The sequence below is a fragment of the Brevundimonas sp. 357 genome, from assembly GCF_003938605.1.
In the GTDB taxonomy this organism is placed as follows: domain Bacteria; phylum Pseudomonadota; class Alphaproteobacteria; order Caulobacterales; family Caulobacteraceae; genus Brevundimonas.
In genome coordinates, this window is the sequence record NZ_RHWX01000019.1 from 44766 (window position 1) to 55716 (window position 10951).

Sequence of the window (10951 nt, forward strand, 5' to 3'; positions counted from 1 at the left end):
GGGTCAGCCCCGTTCCTTGGTCTTGGTGAAGGCGATCTTGGGGAAGCGTTCGGAGACGTAGCCCGTCTCCCAGCTCGACTTGGCCAGGAAGACCGGGTTCTGGTCGATGTCGACCGCCATCTGGGGGCGGTATTTGCCGGAGAAGTCTTCCAGGTTGGCCTTCTCGCCCGCCACCCAACGCGCCTCGGCGTAAGGCGACGGTTCGAAGACGACGTCCAGGCCGTATTCCTCGCCCAGGCGGTCGGCCATGACCTCGAACTGCAGCTGGCCGACGGCGCCGACGATGAAGTCCGCGCCCAGTTCGGGGCGGAACAGCTGGGTCACGCCTTCCTCGGCCAGGCCCTCCAGCGCCTTCTTCAGGTGCTTGGCCTTCAGCGGATCCTTGACGCGGACGCGCTGCAGGATTTCCGGGGCGAAGTTGGGCAGGCCGGCGAAACGCACCAGGCCGCTCTCCGACAGGCTGTCGCCGACGCGCAACACGCCGTGGTTGGGAATGCCGATGACGTCGCCGGCGAAGGCGTCCTCGGCCAGTTCGCGGTCCGAGGCGAAGAACATGATGGGGGCGTTGACCGACAACTGCTTGCCGGTGTTCTGGACCTTCAGCTTCATGCCGCGCTTGAAGCTGCCCGAGGCCATGCGGAACATGGCGATGCGGTCGCGGTGGTTGGGGTCCATATTGGCCTGGACCTTGAAGACGAAGCCGGTGACTTCATCCTTGCTCGGTTCGACCGCGATGTCCTCGGGCGCCGGGGCGTTGCGGGTTTCGGGCGGGGCCTCCTTGCGGGCCTTCATGGTCTTGGGCGGCGGGGCCCATTCGCCGATGGCTTTCAGCAATTCCTCGATGCCGAAGTGGCGCAGGGCCGAGCCCCACAGCACGGGCGTCATATGCCCTTCCAGAAACGCCTGATGATCGAAGGGCTTGTAGCCGGCCTCGACCAGTTCCAGCGCATCGACCATGTCGGCCTGCTCCGCGCCTTCGAAGAAGGCGGCGGCGTCTTCAAAGGGCAGGGGGGCGGGGTGTTCGCCGTCGTTGTCGGAGGTCTTGCGGGTATAGGGCTGGAACCGGCCCTGGCCGCCGACCTCGGCCAGGCCGCGCAGGCGGTTGCCGCTCTCGGCCGGCCACCAGATGGGGGCGGGGTCCAGTTGCAGGCGGGACGCGATCTCGTCCAGCAGGGCCATCGGATCCTGCGCCTCACGGTCCAGCTTGTTGATGAAGGTGATGATCGGAATGTCGCGCAGGCGGCAGACCTCGAACAGCTTCAGCGTCTGCGGCTCGATGCCCTTGGCGGCGTCCAGCACCATGATGGCGCAGTCGGCGGCGGTCAGGGTGCGATAGGTGTCTTCGGAAAAGTCTTCGTGGCCCGGCGTGTCCAGCAGGTTGAACATCTTGCCGTCGTGCTCGAACGTCATGACCGAGGCGGTGACCGAGATGCCCCGTTCCTTCTCGATCTTCATCCAGTCCGAGCGGGCGCGGCGGTTCTCGCCGCGCGCCTTGACCGCCCCGGCCGCGCGCACGGCGCCGCCCGCCAGCAGGATATGCTCGGTCAGAGTCGTCTTACCGGCGTCCGGGTGGGCGATGATGGCGAAGGTCCGACGGCGGTCAGCCTCCTGGGCGAGGGTCAGTTTGGACATAGAGCTTCCTTTAGGACGCGCGACCTACCGCGCCGGGGCTCAATTGTCGACGTTCACGATGTCGTGAAAAACCCTTCGCGTATGATGGTTATTCGAGGCATGCTCGTTTTCGGGAGACGGCGGACCATGAGTCCGTCGTACAAGGGAAGGGAAACGTCATGGCTCTGGTTCACCCAGGCAAGGCCGCGCCCGTACAGAACGAGCGCAAGATTCACCCGTTGGTCTGCTTTCTGGCGGGGTTCGCCCTGATCGTCCTGGCGGCGATCGTGGTGCACACAGTGTTCGGGTTGCTGCTCTAGGAGGCAGGGAGCGGCCTCGCATCGGACGTCGTGTCTGGCGCGCCTATGTCATCCTGCGGTTCTTCGGGCTCGGAGGCCTCTTCCAGCGGGGCCTGACCCAATGCTTGTCGCGCCTGGTCGATCATCTGTCGCGCTCGACGTTTGTAAGCGCTTTGGTGAGGGCTGTTGGAAACAGGCGTGAGAATCGTGATCGCTTCAGCATTCATGTCGCGCGCCATATAGGCATGCCCCAGACGGGTGCGGCAGTCGAACGATTGCGGAGCCAAGGTGCAGGCGACCTCCAGCGTGGAGATGTCGTTGTCCGTGGGGTAGCGGGGCTGCCCGCGCCGCACGTCGTTCAGACCCAGATAGATGCGGAAATCCAGCGGTTCGGCGTCCATGGCGCGCGCAAGATAGGCGGCGGCCTGACGGCGAAGCTCGTTGGCGTCGTCGATCGAGGACGCTGACTCGGTCTGATCCAGCAGGGCCAGGGCGGCGACCCGCAAAACCTTGGCGTTGGTTGCGTGGTCGCCAAGACTGGGTTCCAGCACTGCCAGCGCCAAGTCTGGGCGCTGTGACAGCCGGTGTGCTCGAGCCGTGAGCAGTCGACCGACATCGGAGTCCGCATAGCGTTCACCCAGGGCGAAGGCTGAGCGGATGAGTTCGGCCCGGTTCTCATTGGCCTGTCGTCGATCCCGAGCCCGGCGCGCCTTTTGAGCGTCGGATTGCGTGTCGCCCTCCGCCTCTTCCTCTGCGGGAAGCTTGATCGGTGCATTATCAAGGCGAACATCCAGCCAGATGGCGTCAGCTTCGGCCTTGGACATTTGGCTGACCGTCACCTCGGGATGTGTGACCGGGATCTGTGGCGAGGTCACATTGATGGAGCCGGAAGTATAGCGCCAAACGTCATCCTGAAGCTGAGCCGCAGTCCGGCCTGTCGCCGCCTGCATGGCGACGACGGAGTCCTCTCCGCTGGCCACAGCCGTCAGATAACGTCTCAGCATCTGGGTGCGTTCAGGCGTGCTCATGAAGTAGTGAGTCATCGCCCAGGATTGGGCGTAGTAGAGATGCGCGGGGAAGCGCCCGGAATCTGAAATGCGCCACTTCAGAACGTCTTCCATCCTGGCCCAGGTGTTGAAACCCATGTTCAGCGAATTTACCCGGCCTGGGTTGTGTCGCCCGAATTGGATGCGCTCGTCTGTAAGATTGGCGGTGGAATAGTATTCTGCGAAGCCTTCAACAAACCATGACGGATAGGCATTAGCCTTCATCTGGAACATGAAGTGGTGAGCGTATTCATGGAAGACGACGACATCGCCCATGGAACTGCGTGTGTCGACGACTGTATAGATTCGGCCGCTGTTAGGCGAATAATAACCCGCCACGCCTTCGCTTATGCCGGGAGAAATGCGATTCATGTCCCGTCGTCCTTCGGCCATGAAGATCTCCAACTTGGGAATCTCATGATCAGTCTGAATCGGGTAGTAGGTTCGCAACAGGGCGTCGAAGCGCTCGACCTTGCGTGCGTAGCGTCTCAGGCTCGCTTCCGATGTGTCGCCGTAAACGACGAAATGCTGGGTTTCCGCTTTTAGCCATTCAGCTTGGGCAGGAAGCGCGATGAATGCGCTCAACATGATCCCAGTTGTCAGGATGCGCAAAGGCTTGGCCTGCGTGCGTTCGCTTCTCTTGGTCATGCTCTGCCCCATGTCACCGTTCAAGGCATAAAGAACGGCGGTGTTTTAGGGAAGTGGTCAGGCCGCCAAACGCCCCCAAACCGCCTTGTCGGCGGCGACGGCGGACAGGCGGCCGTGGGAGGCGCGCGACTGGAGCTGACGCATGACGGCCTCAGGAAGGGCGCAGAAGCGCGGTTCGACCAGTTCGGGCGCGCAATCGGCTTCGGGCGCCGCAAACAGGGCGGCGTTGACCCCTTCGGTCCGGTGGGCGATCAGCCACGCGAGGCGACGCGCCCTCGCCGGATCGTTGCGGTGCAGCAGCGGGTCTTCGGCGAACAGTTCGCAGCCCATCTCCAGCACATAGTCGAAGGACAGGCTCTCGAACCGGCGCACGTCATGGCTCGGGGCCGGGCAGGCCTCGTACAGATCGAAGACGACATCGTTCAAGAGAAACAGCATGGACCGCGTCCGCTCGCAGGACCGTTCTGGCCCCCATGCGACGGGTTGTAGGGCGACCGCGCTTGCGGTCCGGTTCACGAACGCGGTGAACAGGCCGGTTACTATTTTTAGGGCCCCAACGCGCTTTGTGCTGCTTGAGGGCGGCTTGGCGGTAAAACCCTCTCCCGGCGGGAGAGGGCTTGAGCCTCCAAGAGCCGCAGGCGATTGGAATAGGCGAAAGGGTGAGGGGCTTGTCCTGTCAGTCGGCGTAAGCCGCCGCGCCGCGGCCTGCGGCCGACTTCATCCGCGAACCCTCACCCTTTCGCGCCAGAACGATCGCTGACGCTCTCGTGCACTCAAGCCCTCTCCCATCGGGAGAGGGATCAGACGTTTAGCCCTGCGTCTTTTCGGTCAGAAAATGCCGCCCCTGACGGTCCTCGATCTCGACGATCCAGAGGTCGGGGTCATAGCGGCGCTGGCGGTCCAGATAGGCGTCCAGTTCGCTTTCGAACTCGCTGGCGACGGGTTGGATCCACAGGGGCTCGCCGTCCTGGCCGCTCGCCTCGGTCCACAGGCGGGCGGTGCGGGTGGCGGTGTCATAGGCCTTGACGATGACGGCCCCGGCGCGGGCGTCGCCCTTCTTCACCACCACGGCGTGGGCGCCCTCCAGCTCGGCGCGGCGGATCAGGGCGCCGACCCAGACGTCAGTGGAAAGAAGCAATTGGTTCACCCTGTTTGGACACGGACCCGGAACCGGCGGCGGCTAGGGTGGCTGCATGAAGATAGCGCCGTCGCCCCGCATAGTCAGCAGAACGCTGGCCGCGATCATCGCCCTGACCCTAGCGGCGGGGACGGCGACGGCTGGCCAGAACCTTGGGGGCGACGTCTACTATGAGCGCGCCTTCGTGCGGGCGGCGCAGGACAAGTGCCGCCTGTTCGAACCGCGCCTGACCCAGGCGCTGGAGGCGGCGACCCTGCAGGCGCGAGGGGCGGCCCTGCGCGCCGGGCGTCCGGCGACCGAACTGGCCGCCACGGCCGGGCGGGCCAGGGCGCGGGCCGAGGCCACCCCCTGTAACGACGTCGAGCTGAACCAGGTCAAGACGCGGGTGCGCCACGCCTTCGCCGGATGGTCGCGCGCGGCGCGGATCAACTTCCCCGGCGACAAGGCCGACTGGAGCGCCGACCGTTTCGAAAGCGCCCGCGACGGCTGGCGCCTGTTTCAGGACGGGGCGACCGGCGCATCGCCCGTGCGGTTCGGCCTGACCGGCAAGGCGCCGCAGGACGCGCGCCCGGCGGCGGTCGTCTCCTTCGTCGGCAAGCCCCGACCCTATGCCGCGCGCATCGTCATGCGCGATGCGGCGCGCTCGCCCCGGCCGTGGCTGGCGGGGGATGGTCTGCCGCCCGAGGCCGCGCGCCGCGCCGTCTTCGCCTCCGGGTCCGATCTGGCGCCGCGCGACCTGCTGGCGTCCGGGGCGGGGGCTGGCGAGGTCTGGCGCTTTCCCGACAGCGCGGCCGAGGCTCTGGCGGCGCTGGACCCGCGCGAGCCCTTCCTGATCGAGTTCCTGTTCCGCGACGACAGCGTGGCGACGGCCCGGTTCGAGGCGGGCGACTTCGCCGCCGCCCGCGCCTTTCTGGCCATGGGGCCGGTCTAGGCGGTTGCTCAGCTCTTTGGCGCGCGGCCCAGCTTGGACAGGATGCGGTCGCGGGCGGTCAGCAGGGGATCGTCGCCGCCGGGCGCGTCCGGCCGGACTCCGCCGCCCTCCCAGTTCTTTCCGGTGATCGTATTGACGGGGCGAGCGTCCGGCACGCCGACGGCGTAGCCGTGGGGCAGGAGTTGTGGCGGTCCCAGCATGTGAGCGGCGCCGCCGGATCGATCGCCGATCACCTCGGCCCGCCCGGCCGCCTGAAGCGTATAGGCCGTGAACTCGGCCGCCGAACCTGAGCGACGGTCGATCAGCACGACGATCGGAATCTCGGCTTTGACTGCAGGCAGGGCGCGAGGCGGCGCTGCGTGGGGCGACCGGCCGTCGCGGCGCTCGATCCAGCCGAACACGGTCCCCTCCGGCAGCAGGCTGGCGGTCAGTTGATCGGCCGTGCGACCATCGCCGCCGCCGTTGCGGCGCAGATCAATGATGAGGCCCTCGACATCGCCTAGCAGGGTCAGGGCGGCGGTGAGGCGTGTTTCGGTCAAATCCCAAGGATAGAAGGCGCTGAGCCGCAGATAGCCGATGTTGCCTTCCAGCACTCGCACTTCGCGCACGCCGCCGGCGGAGGCGCGGGCTTCGTCTCGCCAGGCCTGCATGGAGAAAGGGGCTGGGCCGGATGATTGTTCTGAGGGCGGCGGGACAAGGCGGAAGTGGCCGTCCAGCGCGCGCAGGTCGCGCGTCGCCGCTTCGGCGAAGGCGGCCGGATCGCCGCATTGCTCGACGTATCGACCCTCCGCCGCCCAACTGCGCACGCGCTGTGCGATAGTCCGGCCTTCGGCCTGGGTTATGTAGCCGGCCTCTATGCGGTCGGCGGCGGCGTTCAGAACCTCGGTCTGCTGCGGACAGGCGGCAAGGGCGACGGCTAGGAAAGGATGGACAAGGGCGGAAAACATGCAGCCTCGCATGAATTAATTTATAACAGTCCTTATATATTCATGGAGCCATGGCCGAACGTTCGTCAAGTCTTGGAACTCTGCTGCTGCGCCTGCCACGGCGTTGAGCATGCCGGGCGCACGCAGCTATCGCGATCACATGAAGGGCTGAGGTTCTACGTTGTCACTCTCGCTTAGCGCATGATCTAGTGCGTCCATGTTCGATCCCGCCCTGTTCGCCGCCTTCCTGGTCGCCATCACCATTCTGACAATCACGCCGGGGGTCGATACGGCCATGGTGCTGCGCTCGGCGGCGGCCGAGGGCGGGCGTTCGGCCGTTTTCGCCGGGGCGGGCATCCTGCTGGGCTGTCTGATCTGGGGCGCGGCGGTGTCGTTGGGGTTCGGGGCGCTGCTGCGGGTGTCGGAACTGGCCTATACGGTGGTGAAGTGGGCGGGCGCGGCCTATCTGGTCTGGCTGGGCGCGCAGATGCTGTTCAAGCCGCGCAGGAGTCTGGGCGAGCCGGGCGCCGCCCCGCCGCCCAGCGGTCCGGTCGCCTTTCGACGCGGTCTGCTGACCAATCTACTGAACCCCAAGATCGGCGTCTTCTACGTGACCTTCCTGCCCCAGTTTGTGCCGCAGGGGGCCAATGTGGCGGCCTTCACCTTCTTCCTGGTCGGGGTGCATGTTGCGCTGACCATCGTCTGGTTCGCCGGGCTGATTTTGGCGACGGCGCCGCTGGGCCGGTTCCTGCGCCGACCGGCCGTAGTGCGGGGCATGGACCGGGTAGTCGGCGTCGTCTTCATCGGCTTCGGCCTGAAGCTGGCCGCGTCGCGGATCTGACGGATCAGACGTCGGCCAGGACCGGCAGGCGCAGGGCGGCCGCCGTGCCTTCGCCCAGGGTGCTGTCGAGGCTCATCGTCCCGTCATGCAATTGAGCCAGGGCGTGGACCAGGGCGAGGCCCAGTCCCGTGCCCTTCGCCTTTTGCGCTGCCTCGCCCGCCTGTTCGTAGGGGCGCCCCAGTCGCGCCAGATCAGCCTTGGCGATGCCGACGCCGGTGTCGGCGATGGTTAGTTCCAGCATGGTCCCTGCCGTCTGGGCTGTGGCAGTGACCGTTCCTCCGGCGGGGGTGAACTTCACTGCGTTCGACAGCAGGTTCAGCGTCATCTGCTTCAGCGCCCGACGGTCGGCCTGGATCATCAACGGTTCGGACGGAAGGACGGAGGTCAGCTCGACCCCCTTGTCCTCGGCCTGGAGGCGGACCAGGGCGAGGGCGGCGGCGACCGTCTCACGCACGTCGAACCGCTCCAGCGACAGTTCGTAGCGGTCGGCCTCGATCCGGCTGACGTCCAGAACGTCGTTGATCAGGTCCAGCAGGTGGCCGCCCGCCTCATGGATGGAGCGGGCGTAGTCGGCGTATCGTGGCGGGACCGGGCCGAACAATTCCTGCCGCATGGCGTCGGAGAAGCCGATGACGGCGTTCAAAGGGGTGCGCAACTCGTGGCTCATGTGGGCAAGGAACCGCGACTTGCCTGCGCTCTGAGCCTCGGCCTCGACGCGGGCGGCGTCCAGTTCGACCTCGCGGGCGTACTGCAGGGTGGCGTCCAGCGCTTGAACGATCAGGCGTGGTCCTTCGCCCATTCGCCGTGCAGCCAGAAGGATGCGTCGGTCCAGCGCCAGACGCGGGGTGAAGCGGACCTGGGCTTCGCCAACGCTGCGCGCGCGGGCCAGGGCGACGAGGACGGCGGGACGGTCGGCGGCGTCGACGGCGGACAGCAGGCCGTCCTTGAACAGAGGCTCGACCGGGAGGGCGGCGGGCGCCGCGCCATAGGCGGCCAGGGCGCGCAGATCCTCGTTCAACGCCAAGGTCAAGCCGGGCTGGCCGGCCAGCAGGGTTTCGACCCCCGCCACGTCGGCCGCGGCGGTGTTGAAACGACGGGCCGCCCGGCGAGCGCCGAGGATCAGCGCCGCCGTCGCCGCTCCCGCCACGACCAGCGCGGAGACGCTTGCCGTAGTCGTCGCCGTGGGCGGCGCGCCCAACAGCCAGCCGGAGAGCAGCCCCGCCGCCGTCGCGCCTGTCGCGGCCAGGGCGGCGAGCAGCACCCGGCGGCGTCCGCCCAACGCTAGCCCGGCGGCCAGGGGCGCAAAGACGAAACCGGACAGGGGGCCGCCCGCGCCGCCGCTGAGCGCCGCCGCCGACAGGGCGGCCAACATCCACAACGTCATAAGGGCGGAGCGCGCTTCATCGGTGTCGCGACGCAGCAGGATCAATCCCGCCAGTCCGGGCCCGGTCATGACCGCCAGGGCCAGAAGCACGGGCGAGGCTGCGCCCGAAACCTGGCCGGTCATGGCGCCGGTCGCGACCAGGGCCGTCACCCCGACCGCCGCGGCCCAACCTGCATGCCAGGCGGCCACGGTCGCGCCGTCCCCGGGTGCGTGGACTTCGGGGCGTCTGATGGGATCAAGCAGGGCGGCGTGAGGCTTCAAGTCCACCTGGTCGGAGAAGGATCAAGGATAACTCTATAGTCTAGGCCGCGTCGCGCCCGGCCCCTAGGCCGCTCGCCTGTGGGGGGAGCATTATCCGACGGCTGGGGCGCCCGGTTGTGATCGCTGTCGCAGCGGCCTATGTCGCGGCCATGACTTCCACCGCCGCTCCCGCCCGCTCCATCGACGAGACCCTGGCCGAACTGGTCGAGGAGTTCGACCTGCTGGGCGATTGGGAGGGGCGGATCGAATACGTCATCGACCTGGGCAAGGACTTGCCGCCCCTGCCCGAAGAGGCGCGGATCGAGACGAACAAGGTGCCGGGCTGCGCGGCCCAGGTCTGGCTGTCGACGCGAGCCGAGGGCGATCGCCTGTTCTTCGACGCCGACAGCGACAGCGCCCTGTCGAAGGGCAATATCGCCTTGCTGCTGCGGCTTTATTCGGGACGGCTCCCGGCCGAGATCCTGGATTTCGACGCCAGGGCGGCGCTGGACCGGCTGGGTCTGCCTTCGGCCCTGACGCGTCAACGCGCCAACGGTCTGAACAGCATGGTCGGCCGCATCCGCGAAGCGGCGCTGGCGGCGGGCTGACCGCGCTTTTCGCTTCCGGTCGAACGCGATCGGGCGCATGGTGGGGCGTCTCATCCTGTGCGGAGCGGTCCGATGTCGGTCCTGACGAAACACGCGCCTCCCTTTTTCAATCCGATCCGAACGGCCGGCTGGAGCGCGGTCGGGCTGATCCTGCTGACGCCGCTGGTGGCCATGCAGTTCACCTCCGAGGTCGCCTGGGACGCGCAGGACTTCCTGTTCGCCGCCGTCCTGCTGATCGGGGCGGGGCTGCTGCTGGAGCTGCTGTTGTGGAAGGCGCGGACGCCGCTGGCGCGGCTGGCGCTGGCCGGGGCGGTGATCCTGGCCGTGCTGGTGATCTGGGCCGAGGCGGCGGTCGGGATCTTCTGAACCCCGACCGCCTTGTCGCGGCTTATTGTTGCGGGCCCAGGAAGGGGAAGGCTCGCGCGTTGCTGAACTTGGCAGTGGCGTCGCCGGCGTGGGTGTTGATCTGGTTCTCGCCCAGCTCCAGCCGCTTGACCGGGGCGCGCGGCGAGAAGTCGATCTTCTTCAGGTCCACCCAGAAGGTGTTCGGCGTCAGGGCTGACTCGAAGAAGTAGAGCTGACGCTTGTGATCCACGACCGTCCGCCAGCGGGTCGAGGAGATGTTCGGCTGGTTCGAGGTCGAGATGCCGAACGGCACCGAGACGTTGCGGATCACGCTGAACACGCTGGCCACGGCCATGTTCTGGTCTTCGAACTTGGGGATGGCGTTGACGTAGAAGGCGGCCCGCGCATAGCGGTCGGCCGCCCGGTTGGTGCCCGGCAGCATGACCGTGCCGCCGATGCCCTGCCAATAGGTGTTCAGCGCCAGCTGCTGGTCGAAGGTCGGCGAGTTGGTCATCACCTGATAGTCACGGCTGTGGTGGATCACCAGCTTGCCGTCGATGTATTCGAAGATGGCGCTGTCGCCGGTCGAGTCCGACAGGGACAGGTGCAGGGTGGTCAGCCGTTCCTGACCGGGCACATTGTCGCTGACCAGAACGAACGGCTCGTCGCGCAGGCCTTCTACGACCTCGGCCACGGTAGCGTAGTTGTCGAGGGCGTACTGGGCCCAGGCGGCGATGCTGAGGGCGGGCTTGTTCGGATCGTGGGCCGGGTATTCCGACTCCATCAGCCACAGGACGTTGGCGACCAGGCCCATCTCGTTCACGCCGTCGACGGTCGAGATGTCATAGCCGCTGGCGATTGACGTGCCCCTGAGTTTTCATCCAGCGGCGACCAGAGTCCTTGGGTTAGTTACGCCTCGCAGCGTGGGGTGAGC

The 10951-nt window shown here is 66.9% G+C and carries 12 protein-coding genes; 5 read left to right on the forward strand and 7 right to left on the reverse strand.

What is annotated here, in order from left to right:
• Positions 1-3: 3 nt before the first annotated feature.
• A complete protein-coding gene (locus tag EGK63_RS14995) occupies positions 4-1632 on the reverse strand; it encodes a peptide chain release factor 3 (protein ID WP_125902138.1) in 1629 nt (542 codons plus the stop codon).
• A gap of 158 nt (positions 1633-1790) precedes the next feature.
• Here EGK63_RS14995 and EGK63_RS16560 point away from each other — a divergent pair, with 158 nt between their 5' ends.
• Positions 1791-1931 carry a hypothetical protein gene (locus EGK63_RS16560; protein WP_165906629.1) on the forward strand — a complete coding sequence of 47 codons (141 nt, stop codon included), beginning with the start codon at positions 1791-1793 and terminating at the stop codon, positions 1929-1931.
• On the opposite strand, the gene EGK63_RS15000 is transcribed toward EGK63_RS16560, so the two are convergent.
• The 3 genes from EGK63_RS15000 to EGK63_RS15010 all read right to left on the reverse strand — a co-directional run bounded on the left by EGK63_RS15000 (position 1928) and on the right by EGK63_RS15010 (position 4742).
• Positions 1928-3604: a DUF1570 domain-containing protein gene (locus tag EGK63_RS15000; RefSeq protein ID WP_243637715.1), complete on the reverse strand. Its 1677-nt coding sequence runs from the start codon at positions 3602-3604 to the stop codon at positions 1928-1930. The two genes, EGK63_RS16560 and EGK63_RS15000, sit on opposite strands and share 4 nt — an antisense overlap.
• Positions 3605-3661: 57 nt before the next feature.
• Complete coding sequence (locus tag EGK63_RS15005; RefSeq protein WP_125902140.1) at positions 3662-4042, reverse strand: hypothetical protein; 381 nt, start codon at positions 4040-4042, stop codon at positions 3662-3664.
• A gap of 370 nt (positions 4043-4412) precedes the next feature.
• Positions 4413-4742 carry a DUF1491 family protein gene (locus EGK63_RS15010; protein ID WP_125902141.1) on the reverse strand — a complete coding sequence of 110 codons (330 nt, stop codon included), beginning with the start codon at positions 4740-4742 and terminating at the stop codon, positions 4413-4415.
• A 55-nt stretch (positions 4743-4797) separates the two neighbouring features.
• Here EGK63_RS15010 and EGK63_RS15015 point away from each other — a divergent pair, with 55 nt between their 5' ends.
• A complete protein-coding gene (locus tag EGK63_RS15015; RefSeq protein ID WP_125902142.1) occupies positions 4798-5673 on the forward strand; it encodes a hypothetical protein in 876 nt (291 codons plus the stop codon).
• An 8-nt stretch (positions 5674-5681) separates the two neighbouring features.
• Here the strand turns inward: EGK63_RS15015 and EGK63_RS15020 are convergent, their stop codons facing one another.
• Complete coding sequence (locus tag EGK63_RS15020; RefSeq protein ID WP_125902143.1) at positions 5682-6620, reverse strand: S41 family peptidase; 939 nt, start codon at positions 6618-6620, stop codon at positions 5682-5684.
• Positions 6621-6816: 196 nt separating this feature from the next.
• Between EGK63_RS15020 and EGK63_RS15025 the strand changes: the two genes are divergently transcribed.
• Positions 6817-7440: a LysE family translocator gene (locus EGK63_RS15025; RefSeq protein ID WP_125902144.1), complete on the forward strand. Its 624-nt coding sequence runs from the start codon at positions 6817-6819 to the stop codon at positions 7438-7440.
• Positions 7441-7444: 4 nt separating this feature from the next.
• On the opposite strand, the gene EGK63_RS15030 is transcribed toward EGK63_RS15025, so the two are convergent.
• On the reverse strand, positions 7445-9013 hold the full coding sequence (locus EGK63_RS15030; protein ID WP_125902145.1) for a HAMP domain-containing sensor histidine kinase: 1569 nt from the start codon (positions 9011-9013) through the stop codon (positions 7445-7447).
• A 221-nt stretch (positions 9014-9234) separates the two neighbouring features.
• Here EGK63_RS15030 and EGK63_RS15035 point away from each other — a divergent pair, with 221 nt between their 5' ends.
• Together EGK63_RS15035 and EGK63_RS15040 are read left to right on the forward strand one after the other, a co-directional pair.
• Positions 9235-9672, forward strand: coding sequence for a SufE family protein (locus EGK63_RS15035; protein ID WP_125902146.1), 438 nt, complete (start codon positions 9235-9237; stop codon positions 9670-9672).
• Positions 9673-9744: 72 nt separating this feature from the next.
• Entirely contained in the window at positions 9745-10038 is a 294-nt protein-coding gene (locus EGK63_RS15040; protein WP_125902147.1) for a hypothetical protein, read from the forward strand.
• Positions 10039-10060: 22 nt separating this feature from the next.
• Here the strand turns inward: EGK63_RS15040 and EGK63_RS15045 are convergent, their stop codons facing one another.
• Positions 10061-10840, reverse strand: coding sequence for a linear amide C-N hydrolase (locus tag EGK63_RS15045; RefSeq protein ID WP_256375799.1), 780 nt, complete (start codon positions 10838-10840; stop codon positions 10061-10063).
• Between the last annotated feature and the right edge of the window lie 111 nt (positions 10841-10951).